The organism is Streptomyces sp. NPDC050504 (assembly GCF_044458065.1).
Classification (GTDB): Bacteria; Actinomycetota; Actinomycetes; order Streptomycetales; family Streptomycetaceae; genus Streptomyces.
In genome coordinates this window covers 311,332-334,868 of sequence record NZ_JBITHO010000012.1, presented here as the reverse complement: position 1 = coordinate 334,868, position 23,537 = coordinate 311,332, and the positions used below count along the sequence as shown (strand labels likewise).

At 74.0% G+C, this 23,537-nt stretch carries 20 protein-coding genes and 1 rRNA gene; 13 read left to right on the top strand and 8 right to left on the bottom strand.

Features of this window, described 5'->3' with window-relative positions; all coding sequences use genetic code 11:
• The 5 genes from rrf to ACIBNE_RS36180 all read left to right on the top strand — a co-directional run.
• Positions 1 to 93 (top strand): 5S ribosomal RNA (gene rrf, locus ACIBNE_RS36200); the annotation flags it as partial.
• A 99-nt stretch (positions 94 to 192) separates the two neighbouring features.
• Complete coding sequence (locus ACIBNE_RS36195; RefSeq protein ID WP_399279404.1) at positions 193 to 1,323, top strand: lactonase family protein; 1,131 nt, start codon at positions 193 to 195, stop codon at positions 1,321 to 1,323.
• Between the two features lie 222 nt (positions 1,324 to 1,545).
• A complete protein-coding gene (gene tdh / locus ACIBNE_RS36190; RefSeq protein WP_399279378.1) occupies positions 1,546 to 2,574 on the top strand; it encodes an L-threonine 3-dehydrogenase in 1,029 nt (342 codons plus the stop codon).
• 81 nt (positions 2,575 to 2,655) lie between these two features.
• Positions 2,656 to 3,861 (top strand): glycine C-acetyltransferase, encoded by a 1,206-nt coding sequence (locus ACIBNE_RS36185; protein ID WP_399279377.1) that lies wholly within the window; start codon positions 2,656 to 2,658, stop codon positions 3,859 to 3,861.
• Positions 3,862 to 3,905: 44 nt separating this feature from the next.
• Positions 3,906 to 4,859 carry a LysR family transcriptional regulator gene (locus ACIBNE_RS36180; RefSeq protein ID WP_399279375.1) on the top strand — a complete coding sequence of 318 codons (954 nt, stop codon included), beginning with the start codon at positions 3,906 to 3,908 and terminating at the stop codon, positions 4,857 to 4,859.
• 78 nt (positions 4,860 to 4,937) lie between these two features.
• On the opposite strand, the gene ACIBNE_RS36175 is transcribed toward ACIBNE_RS36180, so the two are convergent.
• On the bottom strand, positions 4,938 to 7,622 hold the full coding sequence (locus ACIBNE_RS36175) for an FtsX-like permease family protein (protein WP_399279373.1): 2,685 nt from the start codon (positions 7,620 to 7,622) through the stop codon (positions 4,938 to 4,940).
• Positions 7,619 to 8,311, bottom strand: a complete 693-nt coding sequence (locus ACIBNE_RS36170; protein ID WP_399279370.1) for an ABC transporter ATP-binding protein — start codon at positions 8,309 to 8,311, stop codon at positions 7,619 to 7,621. The genes ACIBNE_RS36175 and ACIBNE_RS36170 overlap by 4 nt, the downstream gene beginning before the upstream one ends.
• A gap of 195 nt (positions 8,312 to 8,506) precedes the next feature.
• Between ACIBNE_RS36170 and ACIBNE_RS36165 the strand changes: the two genes are divergently transcribed.
• The 5 genes from ACIBNE_RS36165 (at position 8,507) to ACIBNE_RS36145 (ending at position 13,318) form a co-directional block, all read left to right on the top strand.
• Entirely contained in the window at positions 8,507 to 9,727 is a 1,221-nt protein-coding gene (locus ACIBNE_RS36165) for a sensor histidine kinase (RefSeq protein WP_399279369.1), read from the top strand.
• Positions 9,715 to 10,368, top strand: coding sequence for a LuxR C-terminal-related transcriptional regulator (locus tag ACIBNE_RS36160; protein ID WP_399279367.1), 654 nt, complete (start codon positions 9,715 to 9,717; stop codon positions 10,366 to 10,368). The genes ACIBNE_RS36165 and ACIBNE_RS36160 overlap by 13 nt, the downstream gene beginning before the upstream one ends.
• Before the next feature lie 61 nt (positions 10,369 to 10,429).
• Positions 10,430 to 11,056: a nucleoside/nucleotide kinase family protein gene (locus ACIBNE_RS36155; RefSeq protein WP_399279365.1), complete on the top strand. Its 627-nt coding sequence runs from the start codon at positions 10,430 to 10,432 to the stop codon at positions 11,054 to 11,056.
• A 76-nt stretch (positions 11,057 to 11,132) separates the two neighbouring features.
• Positions 11,133 to 12,092, top strand: a complete 960-nt coding sequence (locus tag ACIBNE_RS36150) for a hypothetical protein (protein WP_399279363.1) — start codon at positions 11,133 to 11,135, stop codon at positions 12,090 to 12,092.
• Between the two features lie 86 nt (positions 12,093 to 12,178).
• On the top strand, positions 12,179 to 13,318 hold the full coding sequence (locus tag ACIBNE_RS36145) for an aminopeptidase P family protein (protein WP_399279361.1): 1,140 nt from the start codon (positions 12,179 to 12,181) through the stop codon (positions 13,316 to 13,318).
• A 120-nt stretch (positions 13,319 to 13,438) separates the two neighbouring features.
• Here the strand turns inward: ACIBNE_RS36145 and ACIBNE_RS36140 are convergent, their stop codons facing one another.
• Together ACIBNE_RS36140 and treZ are read right to left on the bottom strand one after the other, a co-directional pair.
• Positions 13,439 to 14,449 carry an aldo/keto reductase gene (locus tag ACIBNE_RS36140; RefSeq protein ID WP_399279359.1) on the bottom strand — a complete coding sequence of 337 codons (1,011 nt, stop codon included), beginning with the start codon at positions 14,447 to 14,449 and terminating at the stop codon, positions 13,439 to 13,441.
• A gap of 70 nt (positions 14,450 to 14,519) precedes the next feature.
• Complete coding sequence (treZ, locus tag ACIBNE_RS36135; protein WP_399279357.1) at positions 14,520 to 16,265, bottom strand: malto-oligosyltrehalose trehalohydrolase; 1,746 nt, start codon at positions 16,263 to 16,265, stop codon at positions 14,520 to 14,522.
• A gap of 86 nt (positions 16,266 to 16,351) precedes the next feature.
• Here treZ and ACIBNE_RS36130 point away from each other — a divergent pair, with 86 nt between their 5' ends.
• On the top strand, positions 16,352 to 17,734 hold the full coding sequence (locus ACIBNE_RS36130; RefSeq protein ID WP_399279355.1) for a GH1 family beta-glucosidase: 1,383 nt from the start codon (positions 16,352 to 16,354) through the stop codon (positions 17,732 to 17,734).
• A gap of 4 nt (positions 17,735 to 17,738) precedes the next feature.
• On the opposite strand, the gene ACIBNE_RS36125 is transcribed toward ACIBNE_RS36130, so the two are convergent.
• Both ACIBNE_RS36125 and ACIBNE_RS36120 read right to left on the bottom strand, forming a co-directional pair.
• The gene (locus ACIBNE_RS36125) at positions 17,739 to 18,647 is read right to left on the bottom strand and encodes a GNAT family N-acetyltransferase (RefSeq protein WP_399279353.1); all 909 of its coding nucleotides are present in this window, start codon (positions 18,645 to 18,647) and stop codon (positions 17,739 to 17,741) included.
• Positions 18,648 to 18,846: 199 nt separating this feature from the next.
• The gene (locus ACIBNE_RS36120; protein ID WP_399279352.1) at positions 18,847 to 19,812 is read right to left on the bottom strand and encodes a GNAT family N-acetyltransferase; all 966 of its coding nucleotides are present in this window, start codon (positions 19,810 to 19,812) and stop codon (positions 18,847 to 18,849) included.
• 174 nt (positions 19,813 to 19,986) lie between these two features.
• Here ACIBNE_RS36120 and ACIBNE_RS36115 point away from each other — a divergent pair, with 174 nt between their 5' ends.
• Positions 19,987 to 20,907: an FHA domain-containing protein gene (locus ACIBNE_RS36115; RefSeq protein WP_399279350.1), complete on the top strand. Its 921-nt coding sequence runs from the start codon at positions 19,987 to 19,989 to the stop codon at positions 20,905 to 20,907.
• Between the two features lie 73 nt (positions 20,908 to 20,980).
• Complete coding sequence (locus ACIBNE_RS36110) at positions 20,981 to 21,502, top strand: SSI family serine proteinase inhibitor (protein WP_399279348.1); 522 nt, start codon at positions 20,981 to 20,983, stop codon at positions 21,500 to 21,502.
• A gap of 58 nt (positions 21,503 to 21,560) precedes the next feature.
• Here ACIBNE_RS36110 and ACIBNE_RS36105 read toward each other — a convergent pair whose 3' ends face one another.
• Both ACIBNE_RS36105 and lpdA read right to left on the bottom strand, forming a co-directional pair.
• Positions 21,561 to 21,875 carry a hypothetical protein gene (locus ACIBNE_RS36105; RefSeq protein ID WP_399279346.1) on the bottom strand — a complete coding sequence of 105 codons (315 nt, stop codon included), beginning with the start codon at positions 21,873 to 21,875 and terminating at the stop codon, positions 21,561 to 21,563.
• 142 nt (positions 21,876 to 22,017) lie between these two features.
• Positions 22,018 to 23,475: a dihydrolipoyl dehydrogenase gene (gene lpdA, locus ACIBNE_RS36100; protein WP_399279344.1), complete on the bottom strand. Its 1,458-nt coding sequence runs from the start codon at positions 23,473 to 23,475 to the stop codon at positions 22,018 to 22,020.
• Positions 23,476 to 23,537: the final 62 nt, after the last annotated feature.

The window sequence follows — 23,537 nt, the reverse complement described above, 5'->3', positions numbered from 1 at the left end:
ACGCCCGGTTACATTCCGAACCCGGAAGCTAAGCCTTTCAGCGCCGATGGTACTGCAGGGGGGACCCTGTGGGAGAGTAGGACGCCGCCGAACAAATTTTATGGAAAAGCCCCCGTGCCGTCAGGCACGGGGGCTTTTTTGCGTTGCCCCATTGCCTCGTGGGGCGCGTGGGTTCAGGGTGTGGCCATGGTGATGGACGGCATGGGCAGGCGACGGTTCGTGGTGGGTGCGGTCGCGGGGGCCGCGGTGGCGGTTTCCGGGAGCGGGGCGGTCGCCCGGGGGCGGGAGCGGCCGTTGTTCCTGGGGACGTACACCTCGGTGGACGGTGGCGGCGGCGGGATCGGGCTCGCCACGTACGACGAGGTCACCGGGCGGATCACCGGGCGCGGGACCATCGAGGGGGTCGGGGACCCCTCGTACCTGGCACTCCATCCCGACCGGCGCACGCTCTACGCGGTCAACGAGCGCACGGCGGGTGCCGTGACCGCCGTACGGCTCGGGCGCGGCGGCGCCGGCCACCGGGTGCTCGGGGAGCGGAGCAGCGGGGGCGCGGGGCCCTGCCACCTCTCCGTACACCCCGGTGGGCGTTGGCTGCTGAGCGCCAACTACCGGTCCGGCAGCGTCGCCGTGCACCCCATCGGGCCGTCGGGCGCCCTCGGGCCGCTCGCCGACCTCGTCGAGCACGGCAGCCCCGCACCGGGCCCGGGGCAGAGCGGGCCGCACGCCCACCAGATCGTCACCAGCCCCGACGGGGGCCACGTGCTCGCCGTCGACCTGGGGAACGACACCGTCTACACGTACCGGCTCGACCAGGAGAAGGGCAAGCTGGAGCTGGTCTCGTACGCGCGGACGCGGCCCGGCGCCGGGCCCAGGGCGCTGACCTTCCATCCGTCGGGGCGCCACGCGTACCTCGCCAACGAGGTCGACAACACCGTGGTCGTCTGCGGCTACGAGCCGTGCAGCGGGCGCCTCACGCCGGGCGCGCCGCAGTCGACGGGCACCGGGAGCGGGGTGAGCTATCCGGCTCAGCTGCTGGTCACCCGTGGGGGTGGCTTCGCCTGTCTGGCCAACCGCGGGCACAACAGCCTCAGCAGGTACGCCGTCGAGGGCGGCGGAGGGCGGCTGAGGCTCCTGGAGACCGTGCCCGTCGGCGGCGACTTCCCCCGGCACATCGCCTTCTCGCCCAGCGGGCGCCTGCTGTTCGCGGCCAACCAGCGGTCGGGAACCGTGTCGGTCTTCGCGGTCGGGCGCGCGGACGGCCGGCTGCGTTCGACGGGGCCCGCCTTCCCGGCTCCGGTGGCGGTCTGCGCGCTGCCGCTCTGACGGTGTGAAGGGAAGCTGAGGGCGGGCTTAAGCAGAGCTCGATGGATTTGTGACGGCTGGTGCGGCAGATTACTGGTGTTCCCGGCGGAGTGAGTGTTTCGCGGGTGTTCGGTGCTTTTCGCACTGTCTGCCCGTTGCTCTCCGCTGCCCCGGGGCGCTCCGGTGGGTGCCGTACGCCCCCACTGCCCCTCCACCCCCTCTCACCACCCAGGAGCCGCAGCTGTGAAGGCCCTCGTGAAGCAGAAGGCCGAGCCCGGACTGTGGCTCGTCGACGTGCCGGAGCCCGAGATCGGCGCGGGTGACGTGCTGATCAAGGTCCTCCGTACCGGGATCTGCGGTACCGACCTGCACATCCGCAACTGGGACGGCTGGGCGCAGGGCGCCGTCGAGACGCCGCTGGTGCTGGGGCACGAGTTCGTCGGCGAGGTCGCGGAGATCGGCGCCGACGTCGTCGACATCGCGGTCGGCGACCTGGTGAGCGGCGAGGGGCACCTCGTCTGCGGGAAGTGCCGCAACTGTCTGGCCGGGCGCCGCCACCTGTGCCGCTCGACCATCGGGCTCGGCGTGGGGCGGGACGGCGCGTTCGCCGAGTACGTCGCCCTGCCCGCGTCCAACGTGTGGGTGCACCGGGTCCCGGTCGACCTGGACGTCGCCGCGATCTTCGACCCGTTCGGCAACGCCGTGCACACCGCGCTCTCCTTCCCGCTGGTCGGCGAGGACGTGCTGATCACCGGCGCCGGCCCGATCGGCATCATGGCCGCGGCCGTCGCCAAGCACGCGGGCGCGCGGCACGTCGTGATCACGGACGTCAGCGAGGCCCGCCTCGACCTGGCCAGGAAGGTCGGCGTGAGCCTGGCGCTGAACGTCGGGGAGCGGACCATCGCGGACGGGCAGAAGACGCTCGGCCTGCGCGAGGGCTTCGACGTGGGCCTGGAGATGTCGGGCCGTCCCGAGGCGATGCGCGAGATGATCGCGAACATGACGCACGGCGGAAAGATCGCGATGCTCGGGCTGCCGGCCGAGGAGTTCGCCGTGGACTGGGCGCGGATCGTCACCTCGATGATCACCGTCAAGGGCATCTACGGGCGCGAGATGTTCGAGACCTGGTACGCCATGTCCGTCCTGCTCGAAGGCGGCCTCGACCTCGCGCCGGTCATCACCGGGCGCTACCCGTACCAGGACTTCCAGGCCGCGTTCGACGACGCGGCCAGCGGGCTCGGCGGCAAGGTCATCCTCGACTGGACCGCGTGAGCGCTCCCGTACCGCCGACGCCCTCTTTCCGAGTACCTGAGTTCCCTTCCGAGTACTTGAGTTCCTAGGAGACCTCCTCAGATGTTCGACTCCGTACGCGACGACATCCGCGCCACCCTCGACGAGATCCGCGCCGCCGGGCTGCACAAGCCCGAGCGGGTGATCGGCACCCCGCAGTCCGCGACCGTCGCGGTCACCGCGGGCGGGCAGCCCGGCGAGGTGCTGAACTTCTGTGCGAACAACTACCTCGGCCTGGCCGACCACCCCGAGGTCGTCGCCGCCGCGCACGAGGCGCTGGACCGCTGGGGCTACGGCATGGCGTCCGTGCGCTTCATCTGCGGCACGCAGGAGGTGCACAAGGAGCTGGAGGGGCGGCTGTCGTCCTTCCTCGGCCAGGAGGACACGATCCTCTACTCGTCGTGCTTCGACGCGAACGGCGGTGTCTTCGAGACGCTGCTGGGCGCGGAGGACGCGGTGATCTCCGACGCGCTGAACCACGCCTCGATCATCGACGGCATCCGGCTCTCCAAGGCCAGGCGCTTCCGGTACGCCAACCGGGACATGGCCGACCTGGAGGCGAAGCTCAAGGAGGCGGCCGAGGGCGGGGCGCGGCGGAAGCTGATCGTCACCGACGGCGTGTTCTCCATGGACGGGTACGTCGCGCCGCTCGCCGAGATCTGCGACCTCGCTGAGCGGTACGACGCGATGGTGATGGTCGACGACTCGCACGCCGTGGGCTTCGTCGGCCCCGGCGGCCGCGGCACGCCCGAGCTGCACGGGGTCATGGACCGGATCGACATCATCACCGGCACGCTCGGCAAGGCGCTGGGCGGGGCGTCCGGCGGTTACGTCGCGGCGCGCGCCGAGATCGTGGCACTGCTGCGGCAGCGCTCGCGCCCGTACCTCTTCTCGAACACGCTCGCGCCGGTGATCGCCGCGGCGTCGCTGAAGGTGCTCGACCTGCTGGAGTCGGCGGGCGACCTGCGGGACCGGCTGAACGCCAACACCGCGCTGTTCCGCTCGCGGATGACCGAGGCCGGGTTCGACGTCCTGGCCGGTGACCACGCGATCGCCCCCGTGATGATCGGGGACGCGGCGAAGGCCGGGCGCATGGCGGAGCTGCTGCTCGAACGCGGCGTGTACGTGATCGGCTTCTCGTACCCCGTGGTGCCGCAGGGGCAGGCGCGGATCCGGGTGCAGCTGTCGGCGGCGCACTCCGAGGCGGACGTGAACCGTGCGGTGGACGCGTTCATCGACGCGCGGGGCGTGCTGGAGCAGGAGCAGTAGGGACGGAAGGACGAGGTGGTCGTGCGCCCTGGGAGAATGGGCGCATGATCGATGCACGGCGGCTGCGCATTCTGCGGGCGGTGGCGGACCACCGCACGGTGACTGCGGCGGCCGCCGCGCTGTATCTGACGCCGTCCGCGGTGTCGCAGCAGCTCGCGGCGCTGGAGCAGGAGACCGGGCACCGGCTCGTGGAGCGGGGTGCGCGGGGTGCGCGGCTGACCGCGGCGGGGGAGATCCTGCTGACCCACGCCAACGAGGTGCTCGCGCAGCTGGAGCGGGCCGAGGCGGAGCTCGCGGCGTACGGCGACGGGGTCGCCGGGGTCGTGACCGTCGCCGGGTTCGCGACGGGGATCGGTCTGGTGATCGCGCCGGCGATCGCGGAGCTGGCGGCTTCGGACCCGGGGATCAGGGTGCGGGTGCAGGACGCGGAGGGCGACGCGAGCGTGCCGATGGTCCTCGACCGGCAGGTCGACGTGGCCGTCGCGGTCGAGTACCGGGGCGCGCCCCGGGAGGACGACCTCCGTCTGACGCGGGTGCCGCTGTACTCGGAGCCGTTCGACGCGGTGCTGCCCGTGGGGCACCGGCTCGCCTCCGGCGCGGAGGTGGAGGTCGGGGAGCTCGCGGAGGACGTGTGGATCGGGCCCTATCCCGGTAATCCGTGCCACGACGTGGTCGTCCTCGCGTGCGAGTACGCGGGGTTCGCACCGAGGCTCGAACACTCGTCCGACGATTTCCGCGCCGTCGTCGCGCTGGCGGGGGCGGGGGCGGGGGTGGCACTCGTACCCCGGTCCGCGTTGAGCGGGGTGGGGGGCGCGCCCGGCGGCGAGGGGGGTGCGGCGGGGGGCGTCGGGCCGGGCACGGGAGTCGTCGTGCGGCCCGTCAGGGGGAGCGCGCCCACCCGGCGGGTGTTCGCTGCGGTGCGGCGGGGGGCTGAGGGGCATCCGCTGATTCGGCCGGTGCTTCTGGCGTTGCGGGGGGCGGGGCGGGCGCTCGGGTAGCCGGGTGGCCGGACAGCCGGACAGGGGGGCGGGGCAGCGCTCCCCGCCTCAACACGCCCCGCCTCAGTGCGCCCCGCCTCAGCGGCCCCGTCCCCGGGGACCCAGCGTTCCCAGGGCCGCCGCCAGAAGCACCGCCCCCGCCAGTGCCGCGTACCGCTCCGGTTCGACGTACGGCACCGTCCCCAGCGACACCCCGAGCGCCGCCAGCGGCACCGCCGCCACCACCGTGCCCAGCACCAGGCCCACGCCCGCCACCAGCCCCGTCTCCAGCAACAGCATCCGCCGCAGCTGGCGGCGGCCCGCGCCGACCATCGTCAGCAGGCGGAACTCCGGGCGGCGGCCCACCGAGATCAGGGACAGCGTGCTGACCACCGCCAGCAGCGTGAAGCCGCCGATCACCCCGACGCCGATCACGATCAGCGCGTCCTGTTCCGCACGCGGCCCGCCCGCCCGTACGGCGTCCCCGTCCGGTGCGCGGACGGTCGCCCCCGCGTACGGCGCCACCGCCTCCCGCACCGCCTCCCCGGTGGAGCCCGCCACCAGGATCGTCGCGTCGCGCGGTGCCGTGACGTGCTTCGCCAGCGCTTCCCTCGGGAAGAGGAACTCGCCCAGGCCCACGCCCCGTCCGTAGACCGCCACCACGTCGAGCCGTACGTCCGCCCCGTCGCCGAAGCGCAGCTTCACGGTGTCGCCCACCGAAACGTCGAGGTCGTCCGCCCGCTCGCTGCCGATCGCGACCGTGCCGTCGCCGGTCAGGCGCTTCAGGTCGCCCGCGCTCACCGACGGGTCCAGGGTGCCGGTCAACTGGTCGGCCGATACGCCCAGCACGGGCAGGCGCGTCAGTTTCGGGTCGCCGGCCTCCTTGTGCGCGAGGACCACCGAGCTGTGCAGGACGCCCGTCGCCGCCGTCACGCCCGGGGCCCGGCGGACCGCGTCAGCCGCCTCCAGCGGGAGGCCCGCCGGCGGCGCCGTCACCACCAGGTCCGCGCGCACCGCCGCACCGGCCTGCCCGGTCGCGGTCCTCTCCATCGTCGCCCCGGCCGCCAGCTGTACGCAGATGAACGCCGTGACCAGCGCGATCGGGGTGATCGCGGCGCCCAGCCGCCTGCTGTGCGCCGAAAGGGACTTCGCCGCGAGGAAGCCCGCCGAGCCGCCGATGCGCCGCAGCGGCGTGCCCAGCAGCAGGATCGCGACGCGCGCGATCCACGGGCTCAGCAGCGCCACCGACGCCACCAGCGAGGCCACCGAGCCCGAGGCCGCGGCGGCCGCGGCCTGGCCGGTCTGGGACGCGGCGATCCCCGCCGAGCTGAGCCCGGAGACGGCCAGCAGCAGCCCGGCGACCGTACGGCCCCGCGCGGGCTTCGCGGACTCCGCCGAGACCGCGGCGCCCAGCGCGTCCGCCGGGCGGAGCTTGGTGATGCCCCGGGCCGAGAGCAGGGCGATCGGCCGGGACGCACCCGCCACCAGCAGCACCGCCGCCGCAGGCGCGGCGAGCAGCAGCCACCACGGCGTGGGGAAGGGCAGCGTGACCGAGTCCAGGAGCGAGCGGCAGTAGAAGCCCAACGGCACCGCGCACACCGCGCCCACGACCGACGCGGCGCCCACCACCCGTACCACTTCACGGCCCACCGCCGAGCGCAGCTGCCGCGGCGTCGCGCCGACCGCGCGCAGCAGGGCCGTCTCGGGGCCGCGCTGGTGGACGGCCTGGGCGATGGTCGTCCCGATGACCAGCAGGGCCACGATCACCACGCTGCCGGTGATCGCGGCGATCAGCTCCAGCGTCTCGGCGCGCAGGCCGCGCGCCCCCAGCCACTCGGCCAGGCCCCGGTCCCCGCCGGTCAGGACCTCGGGCGCGGCCGAAGCCCTGTCCGAAGCCCCGTCCGAAGTCTTGCCCGGTGCCTTGCCCGGTGTCTTGTCCGGTGTCTCGTCCGAGGGGAGTGCGGCGGCGAGGGACTCGGCCAGGCGGCCGGTGGACACGCCCTCCTCCGCGATGACGCCGATCGCGTCGACCGTGCCCGGATGCTTCGTGAACGTCGCCAGCTCGGCCTCCGTCACGAACGCCGTGGGCGCGCTGGAGTGCTCGCTGCGGGCCAGGCCCACGACCCGGTACGGGCGCGGCGCGCCGTCCGCCTGGACGCGGACCACCGTGCCCACGCGCGGCGCCCTTGGCAGCCCGGTGTCCGCCACGACCACCTCGTCCGCCGCGCGCGGCGCACGGCCCCGCGTCAGCTCGTACGCGGTCAGCTCGGCGGCGGGCCAGGAGCGTGCCGTCGCCGGGGCGCCCGCGTCGAGCGTGACGGGCGCCGTGTCGTCGGCGATGGCCCTGGCGACCCCGTCCGCCGCCGCGACCTTCGCGAGCAGCGAGCGGTCCAGGCGGGCGCGCTCGGGGAGGTCGGCGGTCGCGGTCCGCGGCTCGCTGCCCCAGGGCTTCGTGGTGTAGCTGACCTCCTGGTCGGCCGCGATCACGGCGTCCGCGGCCGCGTACCGCTCCACCGGCGGCTTCGACAGCAGCAGCGCGCCCACCAGCAGCGCGAACGCGCCCAGCAGCGCCACCGCGGCCGCCGCCGCGACGAACACCGCGCTCCAGGCGCGCCGGTGGGCCGTCAGCGAGCGCCGCGCGAGGAACGCGGAGGCCCGGCGCATGCCCGACCGCGCGGCCTTGGGGTCGTCCTCGGGGCGGGGCGCGAAACGGACGCGCGCCCTGGGTTCCGGCGGCTTCGCGCCGCGCGGTCCTGCACCGGCCGGCGGGCTCAGCGGACTCATCGCAGCCGACCGCCGTCCATCGTCAGCACGGCGTCGGCCCAGCGCGCGGCCTCCGGGTCGTGGGTCACCATGACGACCGTACGGCCGTCGACGTGCACCGCGTCCCGCAGCAGCCCCAGCACCAGCCGCGCCGAGTCCGGGTCGAGCGACGCGGTCGGCTCGTCCGCGAAGATCACGTCCGGTTCGGTCACCAGCGCCCGCGCCACCGCGACGCGCTGCTGCTCGCCGCCCGAGAGCTGCGAGGCGCGCGCCGACGCGCGGTTCTCCAGGCCGACCCGGGCGAGCAGCCGCCGCCCGTGCGCGAGCAGCTCGCGGGACGCCGGGTCGGCGCCCGCGAGGACCAGCGGCAGCACGACGTTCTCCACGACGTCCAGCGACGGCACGAGGTTCAGCGCGTGCGACTGGAAGACGAAGCCGACCCGGTCCCTGCGCAGCCGGGTCAGCTGCGCCTCGGAGAGCCTGCCGAGGTCGGTGTCGCCCATGCGCACCGTGCCCGACGTCGGGCGGTCGAGGCCCGCCGCGCACTGGAGGAACGTGCTCTTGCCCGAGCCCGACGGGCCGACCACGGCGGTGAAGCTGCCGACCGGGAAGACGCAGCTCACGTCCGCGAGCGTGGCCGTCCCCCGGCCCTTGTGGCGTCGGGTCACCGCCTCCAGGGACAGCGCCGCCGTCCGTACCGCTGTGACCATCTCCGCCGCTCTCCTTCTGACCGTCTGCCGCACGGCGTCCCGTGACGACGCCTGACCTGCGGAAAACGGTAGTCACCACAGATCATGCACAGCGAGGGCGCACGCTCCCCGAGCGGGGGTGGAGCCAGCTGCACCCCCGCCGGTGGGGTGCGCTGCCTGTCGGGCCGGGCGACCGGCCCCGTACCGTGGTCGATCATGCGCACCACACCCCTGTCCACCGCGCTCGGGCGCTCCTGGCACGCCTCCGGCTTCCTGCTGCTCGGCGTGCTCATCGGGTGGATCTGCTACGTGAGCATCGTCCTGGTCGGGGCGTCGCTGCTGTTCGCGCTCGTGGTGATCGGGCTGCCCACCTGGCCCGAGGCGGTCAAGGTGCTGCGCAGGGGAGCGGAGTTCGAACGGCGGCGGGCCGCCGAGTACCTCGGCGTGCCCTGCCCGCCGCAGCGGATGCTGCCCGCGAACGGCACCCTCGGCGAGCGGGTCCGCGACACCTTCCGCGACCCCGGGACCTGGCGGGCCTGCCGCTGGCTCGTGGTGCACACGCTGGTCACCCAGGCGTTCGGCTACCTGACGATGGTCCTGTGGCCGCTCGGACTGCTCGTCGACTCCGTCGCGCTGCCGGTCGTCTCCCGGTACGACCGGCGGCAGCACGACGAGTACGGCATGCCGGTCCCCGAGCGCGGCGGCCTCCTGCTGCGCTGGCACCCCTACCTCGCCAGGCTCTCCGCGACCTGGACCCTCCAGCTCCTCAAGCCCGCCAAGTCCGCCGTGCTCGACGAGCGGATCGCGGAACTGACCGAGAGCCGGGCGGGCGCGGTCGAGGCGCACGGCGCCGAGCTGCGCCGCATCGAGCGCGACCTGCACGACGGCGCGCAGGCCCGGATCGTCGCGCTCTCGCTCCGCATCGGCCTGGCCAAGCAGCTGCTCGACCACGACCCGGCCGCCGCGAAGCTCCGCCTGGACGAGGCCCAGGACGGCGCCGAACAGGCCCTGGCCGAGCTGCGCCACGTCGTGCGCGGCATCCATCCGCCGGTCCTGACCGACCGGGGCCTGACGGGCGCCGTGCGGGCGCTGGCCGCCGACGTGTCGGTGCCGGTGGACGTGGACCTCACGGGCCTCGACGAGGAGCGGCGCATGCCCGCCGCGATCGAGGCCGCCGCCTACTTCGTGCTCGCCGAGGCCCTGACCAACATCAGCAAGCACAGCGGGGCCAAGGCCGCGACAGTACTGCTCGCCAGGGCCGGGGGCACGCTGTACGTCACCATCGGGGACGATGGTCACGGCGGTGCCGACGATGGCGCCGGCAGCGGGCTGGTGGGGATCAGGCGGCGGGTCGCCGCGCTGGACGGCACCACCCGGATCAGCAGCCCGGTCGGGGGGCCGACCGAGATCGAAGTGGAGCTTCCGTGCGGATCGTGATCGCCGAGGACAACGCACTGCTGAGGGAGGGACTCGTACTGCTGCTCAGCAGTACGGGGCACGAGGTGGTGGCGGTCGCGGCGACGGGGCCGGAGATCCTGCCCGCGCTGCTCGAACACCGGCCGGACGCGGCCGTCCTCGACGTGCGGCTGCCGCCGACGTTCCGCGACGAGGGGCTGCGGGCGGCGCTCGCGGCGCGCAAGGAGATGCCCGAGCTGCCGATCCTGGTCCTGTCGCAGTACGTCGAGGAGACGTACGCGGCGGAGCTGCTGGGGCAGGGCGCGCAGGGCATCGGCTACCTGCTGAAGGACCGGGTCGGGCGGGTCGACCAGTTCCTCCAGGCGCTGGAGCGGGTCGCGGGCGGCGGCACCGCGCTGGACCCGGAGGTGGTGACGCAGCTCCTGACGCGGAAGGCGGCGGCGCGGCCGCTGCAGAGCCTGACGGCCCGGGAGCGCGAGGTGCTGGAGCTGATGGCGCAGGGGAAGGCGAACGGGACCATCGCGGGGGAGATGGTGGTGACCGAGCGGGCGGTGAGCAAGCACATCGGGTCGATCTTCATGAAGCTCGGGCTGCCGCCGGACGACGGGTCCGTGCACCGCAGGGTGCTGGCGGTGCTCGCGTACCTGGAGGGCGGGGCGTAGCGGAGGAACGGCGCAGGGGCGGGGCGCACGCGGCGCGCCCCGCCCGTGGCACCATGCCCGCATGGAGCTCGACGACCTCGTTCTGCGGGCCCGGGGGCTCGTGGGGCGTTCCGCGCGCACGGTCCTCGGGATCACCGGCCCCCCGGGCGCCGGGAAGAGCACGCTCGCCGACGCCCTGGTCGAAAGGCTCGACGGCCTCGCCGCCGTCGTGCCCATGGACGGCTTCCACCTGGCGCGGGCCGAGCTGGAGCGCCTGGGCCGCGCCCACCGCAAGGGCGCGCCCGACACGTTCGACGCGCCCGGATACGTGGCCCTGCTGCGCCGCCTCCGTGCTCCCGAGGAGGGGCGGACGGTGTACGCCCCCGCCTTCGACCGCGCCCTGGAGGAGCCGATCGCCGGGAGCCTGCCGGTCGGGGCCGACGTGCCGCTGGTGGTGACCGAGGGGAACTACCTGCTGCTCGACGACGGCCCGTGGGCCCCCGTGCGCGGCCTCCTGGACGAGGTGTGGTTCCTGGATCCGGACCCGGCCCTGCGGGTGCGCCGACTGGTCGAGCGGCACGTGCGCTTCGGCAAGGAGCGCTCCCGTGCCGAACGCTGGGTCGAGACCTCCGACGAGGCGAACGCCCGGCTCGTGGCGCGGGGCCGCCACCGCGCGGACCTGGTGATCGACCCGGGGCCTGTCGGCTGACGCCGATCTCGGTACGCTCAAAGCTGCGGGGCCCGTGTCCGGCCGTGACGGCGTACCGAAACGAGAGGCCACTGAAGTGCGGATATTCCGGCGAGGACCGAAGCGTGACGCCAAAGACGCGCCCAGGGATGCCGAGTTCAGCTTCTTCTCGGCCGACGAGGGCACACGGTTCAGAGGAGAGGTGCGGGCGGCCTTCGCCGAGCAGGGCCTGGAGGTCGACGTCTACGCGGACGTGGTCACCGACAGCGGCGGCCGCCAGTTCGGCCTCGGCAACCTCGCCGCCGTCTGCCACAACGACGAGCGCGGCCCGCGCGGCTGGCCCGCGCTGATCCGCCGTCACGTCGGGATGGTGCTGCGCACCATGGACGCCCCCTCCGCGCTCGACACGATGGCGCCCGAACAGATCAGGGCCCAGCTCTACCCGCGCGTCGTCGGCGCCGAAGGGCTCGACCCGCAGAGCTTCGGGTACGCGCGGTCCGTCGCCCCCGGCCTCTACGAGATCCTGGCGCTCGACCTGCCGGAGAGCGTCATGATGCTCACCGACGAGGCGCTGGAGCCGCTGGGGGAGTTCCAGGCGCTGCGCGAACAGGCGCTGTACAACCTGCGCGGGCTGCCCGTCGAGATGCACGAGACCGTCGAGGACGACGACGGCTCGCGCTTCGAGGTGCTGGCCGGCGAGTCCTTCTACACCGCGAGCCGGGTCCTCGCGCTCGACCTGGTCGTGCCGCAGGTGACCGGCGCGGTGCTGCCGGCCGACGGGGCGCTGGTGGCGATGCCGTTCCGGCACCAGCTGGTCTTCCACGCCATCCACGACACCGGCATGCTCTCCGCGCTGAACGCCATGGCGGGCTTCGCGGCGGCCGGTTTCGCGGACACGCCCGGCGCCATCAGCCCGTACGTCTACTGGTGGCGCGGCGGGACGATGACGCAGCTCAGCGACCGGGACGACGAGGGGGACGGGCTGCGGATCGTGATCGGCGAGGAGTTCCAGGAGCTGCTGGAACGGCTGGTGGCGGAGCAGGGGGGGAAGGGGTAGCGGGAGAAAGGGGCGGCCGGGCCTTTCGCGATGGCGAGGGGCGGAGCGCGCGGGCAGGATGGTCGCGGCGACTAGGAGGCCCTGACATGTCCAGCAGCACGCAGCCGTTCGCACCCGAGCCGTTCACCGTCGACGACTACCGGGCCCGGATGGCCCGCGCCGTCGAGTCCGCGACCGGGGCGGGGCTCGCCGGGGTGCTCGTCGCTCCCGGACCCGACCTGGTGTACCTCACCGGGTACCAGCCCACCGCGATCACCGAGCGGCTGACCGTGCTGGTGCTCGCCGCAGGGCAGGACCCCGTGCTCGTCGTGCCGACCCTGGAGGCGCCGGACGCCGAGCGGGCGGTCGGCGCGGGCGCGCTGACGCTGCGCGACTGGAAGGACGGGGTCGATCCGTACGGGGTGGCCGCGCCGCTGCTCGACGGCGGCGGGCGGTTCGGGGTCAGCGACAACGCCTGGGCGATGCACCTGCTGGGGCTCCAGCAGGCCCTGCCCGACACCTCGTACGTCTCCCTCACCGAGGCGCTGCCGATGCTGCGCGCGGTCAAGGACGAGCACGAACTGGCGCGGCTCGCGGCGGCGGGGGCGGCGGCCGACGCCACGTACGAGGAGATCCTGAAGGTCCGCTTCGCCGGGCGGCGCGAGCTGGAGGTGGCCGCCGACCTGGCCGACCTGCTGCGGCACTTCGGGCACTCGCAGGTCGACTTCACCGTCGTCGGGTCCGGGCCCAACGGGGCGAATCCGCACCACGAGGCGGGCGAGCGAGTCATCGAGCACGGCGACATGGTCGTCCTCGACTTCGGCGGGCTGCTCGCGGGGTACGGCTCCGACACGTCGCGGACCGTGCACGTCGGCGAGCCCACGGCGGAGGAGCGGCGCGTCCACGACGTGGTGCGCGAGGCGCAGGCCGCGGGGGTCGCCGCGGTGCGGCCGGGGGCGGCCTGCCAGGACGTCGACCGGGCGGCGCGGGCCGTGATCACGGAGTTCGGTTACGGGGAGCGGTTCATCCACCGGACCGGGCACGGGATCGGCGTCACGACGCACGAGCCGCCGTACATGATCGAGGGGGAGGAGCGGGAGCTGGTGCCCGGGATGTGCTTCTCGGTGGAGCCCGGGGTGTACCTGCCGGGGCGGTTCGGAGTGCGGATCGAGGACATCGTGGCGGTTACGGAGGAGGGCGGGCGGCGGCTGAACGGGACCGACCGGGGGCTGGCGGTCGTGGAGTAGGCGGGGCGGCTTCCGGGGGCGGCGGGGCGGGCCCCGTTGCCCGGGGGCGCCAGAAGACCGCGCGGTTCCCCGCGCCCCTTCTCAGGGGCGCGGGGAACCGCGGTCTCTGAACGCCCCGTCTCAGGACTCCTCGCGGACCCGGTTCCGGAAGCGGTGCAGGATGTCGTACGGGTACGGCCTCGGCCGGTCGCTCGCCGCGTCCAGGCGGGACACCTGCTCGGGCGAGAGCGTCCACCCCACCGCCCCCAGGTTCTCCGCCAGCTGCTCCACCGTCCGCACCCCCACGATCGGCGCCGTCACCGCCTCCCGGCCCAGCAGCCACCGCAGCGCGACCTGGGAGGGCGTGCGCCCGGTCTCCTCCGCGACCTCCAGCAGCGCGTCCACCACGCGCCACGTCTCCTCGTTGTCCCGCTCCCGCCACGCCTCGCGCCCCAGCTCCCGCTGGTAGCGCTCCTCGCGCGAACCCGCGGGGGCGGCCGACATGCCGCGCCGGTACTTGCCCGTGAGCCAGCCGCCCTGCAGCGGGCTCCACGGGATGATGCCGACGCCCTCCGCCGCGCAGATCGGCCCGAGCTCCCACTCCACCTCGCGGTAGAGGAGGTTGTAGAGCGGCTGGAGGCTGACGTACGGCTCCCAGCCCTGCCCGCGCGCCACGTCGAGCGCCCGCTGGAGCTGTCCGGGCGCGATGTTGCTCGCGCCGACGTAGCGCACCTTCCCCGCCCGCACCAGCGTGTCGAGGGTGGCCAGGGTCTCCTCGATCGGGGTCGTCGCGTCCCAGACGTGGGTCTGGTACAGGTCGACGTAGTCCGTGCCGAGCCGTCGCAGGCTCGCCTCCACGGCCGAGACGACGTGCTTGCGGCTCAGTCCGCCGTCGTTGGGCCCGTCGCCCGTCGTCGCGAACACTTTGGTGGCGATGACGAACCGGTCGCGGTCGCGGCCCTTCAGCCAGCGCCCCAGGATCTCCTCCGAGACGCCGTTGCCGTACATGTCGGCCGTGTCGATGAACGTTCCGCCCGCTTCGGCGAAGGCGTCGAGGACGGCGTGGCCCTGCTCGTCGTCGCCGAAGACCATGGTGCCCAGGCAGAGTTCGCTGACGCGCAGACCGGTCCGGCCGAGGTTTCGTTGCTCCATGGCGGCGAACCTACGTGCTGGAGCGCACTCCAGGGCAAGGGACTTTCCGGGCGGGGGCGATCGGACGCGTTCAGACGTCCGACAGGATCGCGCACGACTCCGGCGGCAGGCACAGCGTCCCGTCCTCGTCCGGTGCCGCCACCCGCTGCCACGACGCGACCACCCTCCCCGCGCCCAGCGCGATCCGCGCGGGCTCCGCGGCGAGGTTCACCGCGATCCTCAAGTCCCCCCTGCGGTACGCGATCCAGCGCGCCTCCTCGTCGTACGCGACCCGCAGCGCCGCGAGGTCGGGATCGGACAGGTCCGGCTGGGCGCGGCGCAGGGCGATCAGCTCGCGGTGCCAGGCGAGCAGGCCGGCGTGCGGGGCGCGGGCTGGCTCGGTCCAGTCGAGGCACGAGCGGTCCCGCGTCGCCGGGTCCTGCGGGTCGGGGACGTCGGCGGCGGCCCAGCCGTGGGAGGTGAACTCGCGCCTCCTGCCCTCCCGTACGGCCGCCGCGAGCTCCGGGTCCTGGTGGTCGGTGAAGAACTGCCAGGGCGTCCGGGCCCCCCACTCCTCGCCCATGAACAGCATGGGCGTGAAGGGCGAGGTGAGGACCAGGGCGGCGGCGCAGGCCAGCAGGCCGGGGGAGAGCGACTGCGAGAGGCGGTCGCCGGTGGCCCTGTTGCCGATCTGGTCGTGGGTCTGGGCGTAGCCGACGAAGCGGTGCGCGGGGGTGCGGGTGCGGTCCACCGGGCGGCCGTGGACGCGGCCCCGGAAGGAGGAGTACGTGCCGTCGTGGAAGAACGCCCTGGTGAGGGTCTTGGCGAGGGCGGCGAGGGGCGCCTTCGCGAAGTCCGCGTAGTAGCCCTGGGACTCGCCGGTGAGCGCGGTGTGCAGGGCGTGGTGGAAGTCGTCGTTCCACTGCGCGCGCAGCCCGAGCCCGCCCTCGGCGCGCGGCGCGGTGGTGCGCGGGTCGCACAGGTCGGACTCGGCGATCAGGAACAGCGGGCGGGAGAGCAGCGCGGCGAGGTCGTCCACCGCCGCCGACAGCTCTTCGAGGAACGGCAGCGCCCTGGAGTCGGCCAGCGCGTGCACCGCGTCGAGCCGCAGCCCGTCGATCCGGTAGTCCCGCAGCCAGGACAGCGCGCTCTCCAGCAGGTACGCGCGGACCTCGTCGGAGCCGGGCGCGTCGAGGTTGACCGCCGAGCCCCACGGAGTGCGGTGGGTGTCGGTGAAGTACGGGCCGAACGGCGGAAGGTGGTTCCCGGAGGGGCCCAGGTGGTTGTGGACCACGTCCAGGACGACGCCCAGGCCGTGCCCGTGCGCTGCGTCCACGAACCGCTTGAGTCCTTCGGGGCCGCCGTACGGCTCGTGCACGGCCCACGGGGACACCCCCTCGTACCCCCAGCCGTGCGTTCCGGGGAACGGGCAGAGCGGCATCAACTCAACGTGTGTGACGCCAAGTTCGACGAGGTGGCCGAGGTGTTCGGCGGCCGCGTCGAAGGTGCCGGCCCCGGTGTACGTGCCGATGTGCAGCTCGTAGAGGACCGCGCCGCGCAGGTCGCGGCCCGCCCAGCCGTGGCGCCAGTGGTGCGCGCGGTGGTCCACCAGCGCGCTCGGCCCGTCGGGCCCGTCCGGCTGGCGCCGCGAGCGCGGATCGGGCAGCACGGGCCCGCCGTCGAGCGCGTAGCCGTACCGCGCGCCGCCCGACGCCCGCGCCTCCACGGACCACCAGCCCGCGCCGCGCCCCGGATCCCGCTCCAACTCCACGTCCGCGCCCTCCAGTCGGAGGGTGACGCGGTCCGCCGCGTGCGGCGCCCACACCTCGAAACGCACCTGTGGCCCCCTGGGTTCGTCGTGCCCACCATCCTGGCAAGATCGGGGTCTTCAGACCTGGACGTTGGCCGATTAAGGTCTCCGCCATGACCGAGCCGCTGTCCTCGCCGCCGCCGTCCCCGACCGAGCCGCTGCCCGTCTTCCCGCCGGGCTTCCTGTGGGGCGTGTCCGCGTCCGCGTTCCAGACCGAGGGCGCCGTCGACGCCGACGGCAAGGGCCCGTCGGGCTGGGACGCCTTCGCCGCCGAGCCGGGGCGGATCAAGAACGGCTCGGACCCGACGGTCGGCACCGGCTTCTACGAGCGCTACCGCGAGGACGTCGCCCTGGCCGCGGGGCTCGGCGCCGGGGCCTTCCGGTTCTCCGTGAGCTGGCCGAGAGTCGTCCCGGGCGGCAGCGGCACCGTCAACGCCCCGGGGCTCGACTTCTACGACCGGCTCGTCGACGAGCTGTGCGCGCGGGGCGTGGCGCCCGTGCCGACGCTCTACCACTGGGACACCCCGCTGGCCCTGGAGGAGGCGGGCGGCTGGCTGAACCGCGACACCGCCTACCGCTTCGCGGAGTACGCGGGCATCGTCGCCGAACGCGTCGGCGACCGCGTGCGCAAGTGGATCACCATCAACGAACCGGCCGAAGTCACCCTGCTGGGCTATGCGTTGGGGGAGCACGCGCCGGGCAGGAAGCTGCTCTTCGACGCGCTGCCCGCGGCCCACCACCAACTGCTCGGGCACGGCCTCGCGGTACGGGCGCTGCGCGCCGTGGGCGTCGAGGAGGTCGGCATCGCGCTCTCCTGCACGCCGGTGCGGGCCGCGGGCGGGAGCGCGGCGGACCTGGCGGCGGCCGAGCTGTACGACACGCTCACCAACTGGACGTTCGTGGACCCGGTCCTGACGGGCCGCTACCCCGACGGCATCGCGGAGGCCATGCCGGGACCGGTCGCCGACGACCTCGCGACGATCGCGGCCCCGCTCGACTTCTGCGGGGTCAACTACTACAACCCGTCCCTCGTCGGCGCCCCCGAGCCCGGTGCCGTCGACGCGTACTCCGGCATCGACCTCCCGTCCGGCATCCCCTTCGCCTTCTACGAGACGCAGGGCGCCGAGCGCACCGACTTCGGGTGGCCCGTGGTCCCCGAAGGGCTGCGCGACCTGCTCGTCGGGCTCGGCGAGCGGTACGGCGACCGGCTGCCGCCGCTGGTGATCACCGAGAACGGCTGCTCGTACGAGGGGCTGCGCGACGCCCGCAGGATCGACTACCTCGACGGGCACCTGCGCGCCGTGCACGCGGCCCTCGCCGAAGGGGTCGACGTGCGCGGGTACTTCGTCTGGTCGCTGACCGACAACTTCGAGTGGGCCGAGGGCACCAGGCAGCGGTTCGGCCTGGTGCACATCGACTACGAGACCCTGGAGCGGACCCCCAAGGACTCGTACCACTGGTACCGCGAGGCGATCGCGGCCACCCGGCGGCCGTAGCGCCTCACACCAGGTGGACGCGCTCCTGGCTCACCGGGTGCATGGCCCGCTCGAAGGCCTTCGCCATCGGGATGTTGCCCTGGTCGGTGGCGCCCGCGATGAACTGCGCGCCCTCCTCCGCGAGGAAGTGGGTGCACTCGACCAGCAGGTCGTACGCGTAGCCGTGGCCGCGCTGTTCGGGCACCACCCCGACGAAGGCGATGCAGGGGCCGGTGGAGTTGATCGCCGGGACGTGCAGTCCGACCAGTTCGCCCTGCGGGGTGTACGCCAGGCGCCACCACTCGCGGGGCGAGGGACACCAGTGGAAGAAGTCCAGCTCCTCCTGGGCCGCCGCGTTGATCCCGCTCTCCGCGATGGCCCGCTGGGCGTGCGCGTCCAGGGTCACGGAGTGCACCCTGCGCAGCACGTCGAGGACCGCCTCGTCGGACGGTTCGGGTCTGAACTCCAGCCGTCCGGAGCGCGGCGGCAGCCCGCACTCCGGGGTCCAGCGGTAGCTGTACCGCTCGACCAGCGGCCGCATGCCGGAGGCCCGTACGGACCTGATGCGCGCCTCGGCCGCCTCCCGCACGTCGGGCAGGTCGCGCCAGCCCGGCGGCAGTATCAGTTCGTACTCGGCGTGCAGCGGGGCGCGGCGCAGCAGTTCGGCGCCCGCCTCCTCCTCGCCGTCGGCGATGTCGAACCAGTTGAGCAGAATCGGTTCGTCGTCGGCGGGCCCCGCCCACCAGGCGGCACGTGCCACCACGACGCCGTCGCGCAGGGCGACCCAGCTCCACTCGGGTCGGTAGTCACCGCCTTCGTGGACCGTGGCGAACTCGGTGCCGAGGACCGCGCGGCCGACGAGACCGGGGTCCTTGAGGGAGCGGAAGAGGGCTGTCTCGCCCCGGGCGAGGGCGCGAACGACCAGTTCGGTCATGGGGGGTGTCCCGTCTGTGGTCGGTGCTGCGAGGGGGGGTGGGGTGGTACGCCGCCGCGACGAGACGGCGACGATCGCGGCAACGTACCACCGGGTACGGCTGGTTGCGTGAGGTGCTTCCCGGCCTGAAATGCCGTCAGGGAACGTGGTGGGGAACGGTGCCGGGACGGGTGGGAACGGTGCGGGACGGTGTCCGGGGCTACGGGAGGGCGTCCCAGGTCATGTCGATCGCCCGCTCGAAGTTCACGTACCCGGCGCGCGCGAACGCACGCGCCATCGGGACGTTCGCCAGGTCCGTCGCGGCGCGGACGCGCGGCACGTCCTCGGCCGCCAGGATCCGGGTGCCCTCGGCGAGCACGTCGTCGATGTAGCCGTGGCCGCGGTGGGCGGGCAGCACGCCGATGTACGCGATCGTGGCGTTGTAGCCGTTGTGCGCGGGCACCACGAAGCCGACGGGCTCGCCGCTGTCGGGCAGTTCGGCGACGCGCCACCACTCCCGGGGCGAGGAGTAGCCGGCGAACTCCTCGTCGTAGTGCTGCTCGGCGGCCTCGCGCGGGCTCAGCCCCGAGGCGAGGTCGGCCAGGCCGTGGGCGTCGAGCGTGCCCGCCATGACCAGCGCCATCAGCGCGACCAGGTCCTCGCGGTCGACGACGGGCCGGAAGCGCAGCCGCCCGGACGCGGCCGGGACCGCGGCGACGGCCGGGTTCCACTCCAGGCGCAGGCGCTCCACGAGCAGCCGGGCGCCGGTCCGCTCGGCCGCGGTCATCCGGGCCGTGACGGCGGCGCGGGCCGCCGGGTCGTCGCGCCAGTCGGCGGGCACGAAACGGCCGTACTCCGGACGGGGGCCGCCCTTGAGCACGGCGGCCGACGCGGTCTCCAGGAGCCGTACGCCGACCTCGACGCGCTCGGCCTCGGGGAGCGCGTCGTCCAGGTCGAAGAAGTCCAGGAACATCGGCTCGGCCCTGCCCGGCTTGGTCCACCAGGCCAGCCGGGCGAGCAGCCGGTCGCCGCTCAGCGCGACCCAGGTCCATTCGGGGCGGCGGCGCCCGGCGGCGAAGTCGTCCTCCAGCTCGTGGTCGAGCACGTAGGAGAGGCGGTTGAAGAGCGGGAGCTCGGCGACGCCCGTGAGGGGCCTGACGAGCGTTTCGGGCGGCGTGCTGGACAAGATGTGGTTCCCCCGTTGCGTGATTGAGCGCAGACGCTAGCAGCGATGCCCCGGGTGCGGGCTGCGGTTTTCACCACACGGCGGCGGCCCCGCAGGGGGCTTCCGGATCGCCCGCGGGCGAGGTAATGGGCCTCATCTGGACACTTCGGGGGCTCCCGACCGACAATCGCGTCTGTGACGTCCTCCTCCTTCGAGCCCCACATCTCGTCCGCGCGGCTCTCCGACGCCGAGCGCGACCGTGTCCTCGGGCTGCTCAGGGAAGGCGCGGCGCAGGGCAAGCTCTCGCACGACACCTTCATGCGGCGCATGGAACTGGCCCTCGCCGCGCGCAGGTCGGACGAGCTCGCGGTGCTCACGGCCGACCTGGAGACGGGGAGCCGCTGGACCAAGCGGGTGTTCGGGGCGGTGGGCGGAATGTCCGCGTTCACGATGCGGCTGCGCAAGGCGTGGCAGTTCGAGCGGCTGCCCAAGCTGCTGCTGCCCGAGGCGGGCCCCGGCGCGCTGCGCATCGGCCGCGACCCGGGCAACGGCCTGCGGCTCAACCACGAGACGGTGTCGCGGATGCACGCCGAGCTGAGCAGGTACGGCGCGGTGTGGATCCTGCGGGACCTCGGCTCGACCAACGGCACGTGCGTGAACGGCCAGCGGGTCACCGGCACGGTGGTCGTCCACGAGGGGGACCAGGTCAGCTTCGGCCGGATGGCCTTCCGGCTCACGGCACCGGCACCGCAGCCGCCGGGCGCCTACCCGCAGAGCGGCCGCCCGGAGGGTGCGCCGCAGCCGTACGTTCCACAGCCGTACGCCCCCCAGCTCGCCGCGCCCCAGCCGCACGTACCGCAGCTGCCCGCGCCGCAGCCGCCCGTGCCGCATCAGTACGCACCGCATCAGTACGCGCCGCAGCCCCCGGCGCAGCAGGACCCTTCGCAGCAGGGCCCCTCCCCTGACCCCGCTCAGCCGGATCCCTCGCAGCAGGCTCCCGTGCCCCAGCAGGCCCCCGTGCCCCAGCAGGCCCCCGTGCCCCGGCCCCCGGCGCCGCAGCCGCCCGCTTCCGCGCCCCCGGCCGCCCCGCCGGCCGCGCCCCCGCCGCCCGCCTGAGGACCCGCGCCCGGCGACCGGGGTCCCGGGGCCGATCGGGTGGCACGGGTTGAGCGGCCCGTTCCGTGCGCCGATGCATGCAGTAGCGCAGGTGTTCGCCCGCGCTGCGGCAGGCACGCGCACGCGCGTGCCCGAGGAACGGTGGAACGCGATGGCCCGGTCGGCTCGTACGGTACGGAACGGACTGCTCGCGCTCGGCGTGGCCGGTGCGCTGCTGCTCGCGGGCGGCGGCGCGGCGGGCGCGGACGCGCCGGACACGGACGCGCCGGGAACGGCCCGCGCGGAGGGCGGTGACTGGATCCACGTTTCGATGGTCTGGGGCGAGGAGCCGACCGGGAACGTCAACAGCGCCTTCATCAGGTGCCCCGACGGCGGCGGCCACCCGAGGAACTCCGAGGCGTGCGCCGCGCTCGACGAGGTCGACGGCGACATCTGGCAGATCCGCCGGACGGGCACCGCGTGCCCGTTCATCTACGAGCCGGTGACGGCGGTCGCGTACGGGAAGTGGAAGGGGCGCCGCGTGGCCTACGCGAAGGCGTTCCCGAACGAGTGCGTGCTGCACGCCTCCACCGGACCGGTGTTCGAGCTGGGCTGACGTGGGCGCCCCGGGGCGGTGCGGTGGGGGCCGCACCGCCCGGAGCGCCCGTGGCGCGTCAGCAGCTGACGAGGCGCGTGACGCGGTTCCAGTTGAAGCCGATGTAGCTGGTCTTGGTCTCACCGGGCTGCAGCGTGTAGCAGGTCGGGTCGATCCTGTCCCCGTACTGGACGGTGGCACGCTGCGTGGTCGAACAGTTGTTGGTGATGTTCGCCCAGACGTTCCCCATCGCGATCTCCTGGTACGTCACACAGCTCGGCACCTCCGTGGCGCCCGAGGCCGAGGTGGTCGAGGCACCCGCGACGCCCTGAGTGGCGGCGACCAGGGCCATGCCGCCGAGGACCACAGCGGTTCCGTTCAGCAGTCTGCGCATTCTCATCACTCTCCCAAGCGATCGGCAACGATGCGTGGACCGGCCCAACCAGGGCCGCACGCATGGAGAGTTCAACATCGAAGGCGTCCGTTTGCGGATGCGCGACGGCAACGCGTCCGGTTCCTGCAGCGCGTCCGGTCCCTCACTGCTGGTGCAGTCCGCGACCTGCCAAGGTGAGGAACGCCTCGCCCACCGCCTCCGAGAGCGTCGGGTGGGCGTGCACGTGCCGCGCCACGTCGGACGGCTCCGCGTCCCAGCCCACGATCAGCTGGCTCTCCGCGATCATCTCCGAGACGTGCGGGCCGACGAGGTGCACGCCGAGCACGCGCCCCGCACGTCCCGCGCCGTCCGCCGCCTCGGCGACCACCTTCACCACACCGCCCCGGCCGTGCACCATGCCCTTGGCGACCGCCGTCAGCGGCATCGTGTTCACGGTCACCCCGTGGCCCCGGTTGCGGGCCTCCGCCTCCGACAGGCCCACCGAAGCGGTCTGCGGCGAGGAGTACGTCACCCGGGGCACCGCCGTGTAGTCGACCGGCGGGGAAGCCAGCCCGGCCAGCGTCTCGGCGACCAGCAGCCCCTCGGCGAACGACGCGTGCGCCAGGCCGAGCGACGGCGGCGGCAGCAGATCGCCCACCACGTGGATGCCGGGGACCGCCGTCTCCAGCCTGTCCCAGTCGGCGGGCGCCACGAACCCCCGCTCGTCGGCGGTCAGTCCGGCCGCCGCCAGGCCGAGCCCTTCGGTCACCGGCACCCGGCCCACCGCCACCAGCAGCCGCTCCGCCCCGACCGCACGCAGTTCGCCGCGCGCGGTGCGGACCGTGGCCCGTACGCCGTCCTCCAGCACCGTCGCCTCCTGGAGCAGCGCGCCCGTCCGCACGTCGATCCCGCGCTTCTTCAGGCCGCGCGTCAGATGGCGGCTCACGTCCGCGTCCTCCAGCGGCACCAGCCGGTCGGCGGCCTCGACCAGGGTGACGTCGGCACCCATCGAGCGGTGGAAGGAGGCGTACTCCACCCCGATCGCACCGCCGCCGAGCACCAGCACGGACTTCGGCAGGCCGGGCGCGAACAGCGCGTCGTCGCTGGTCACGACGCGCCGCCCGTCCGCGGCCAGGCCGGGCAGCGGCCGGGGCCGCGAACCGGTCGCCAGCACGATGCCGCGCCGCGCGGTGAACTCCCCGTGCCCCTCGACGCGCACGGTGCGCGTCCCCGTCAACCGGGCGCTGCCGCGCACCACGTGGACGCCCGCGTGCGCGAGGTGGCCCTCCACGCCCTTGTGGTTGCGCGAGACGATGTCGTCCCGCGACGCCACCAGCGCCGCCCAGTCGACCGAGTCGACGCTCGCCCTCACGCCCCAGCGCTCGCGGGCCTCCGCGATGCCGTCGACCAGCTCGGCGGCGTGCAGCATCGCCTTGCTGGGGATGCAGCCGCGGTGCAGACAGGTGCCGCCGACCTTGTCGCGTTCGGCCAGCAGCACGGTGAGGCCGAGGGACGCGGCGCGCAGGGCGGTGGAGTAGCCGCCGGTGCCGCCACCGACGACGATCACGTCGACGGTACCGGGGGCGCTGTCGTGAGCTGCGGAAATCGGGGTCTCAGTCATGATCGGAGCCTCTCTCCGGCCCTTGCCACGAGTCCAAGGCAATGTTTGTGTGACTCCGATGC

Bases quoted from the DNA above. Each gene is read 5' to 3' on its own strand.
- ACIBNE_RS36195 (WP_399279404.1), top strand. From the start codon at position 193: ATGGACGGCATGGGCAGGCGACGGTTCGTGGTGGGTGCGGTCGCGGGG.
- ACIBNE_RS36185 (WP_399279377.1), top strand. From the start codon at position 2,656: ATGTTCGACTCCGTACGCGACGACATCCGCGCCACCCTCGACGAGATC.
- ACIBNE_RS36180 (WP_399279375.1), top strand. From the start codon at position 3,906: ATGATCGATGCACGGCGGCTGCGCATTCTGCGGGCGGTGGCGGACCAC.
- ACIBNE_RS36175 (WP_399279373.1), bottom strand. From the start codon at position 7,622: ATGAGTCCGCTGAGCCCGCCGGCCGGTGCAGGACCGCGCGGCGCGAAG.
- ACIBNE_RS36170 (WP_399279370.1), bottom strand. From the start codon at position 8,311: ATGGTCACAGCGGTACGGACGGCGGCGCTGTCCCTGGAGGCGGTGACC.
- ACIBNE_RS36165 (WP_399279369.1), top strand. From the start codon at position 8,507: ATGCGCACCACACCCCTGTCCACCGCGCTCGGGCGCTCCTGGCACGCC.
- ACIBNE_RS36155 (WP_399279365.1), top strand. From the start codon at position 10,430: ATGGAGCTCGACGACCTCGTTCTGCGGGCCCGGGGGCTCGTGGGGCGT.
- ACIBNE_RS36145 (WP_399279361.1), top strand. From the start codon at position 12,179: ATGTCCAGCAGCACGCAGCCGTTCGCACCCGAGCCGTTCACCGTCGAC.
- ACIBNE_RS36140 (WP_399279359.1), bottom strand. From the start codon at position 14,449: ATGGAGCAACGAAACCTCGGCCGGACCGGTCTGCGCGTCAGCGAACTC.
- ACIBNE_RS36130 (WP_399279355.1), top strand. From the start codon at position 16,352: ATGACCGAGCCGCTGTCCTCGCCGCCGCCGTCCCCGACCGAGCCGCTG.
- ACIBNE_RS36125 (WP_399279353.1), bottom strand. From the start codon at position 18,647: ATGACCGAACTGGTCGTTCGCGCCCTCGCCCGGGGCGAGACAGCCCTC.
- ACIBNE_RS36110 (WP_399279348.1), top strand. From the start codon at position 20,981: ATGCATGCAGTAGCGCAGGTGTTCGCCCGCGCTGCGGCAGGCACGCGC.
- ACIBNE_RS36105 (WP_399279346.1), bottom strand. From the start codon at position 21,875: ATGCGCAGACTGCTGAACGGAACCGCTGTGGTCCTCGGCGGCATGGCC.
- lpdA (WP_399279344.1), bottom strand. From the start codon at position 23,475: ATGACTGAGACCCCGATTTCCGCAGCTCACGACAGCGCCCCCGGTACC.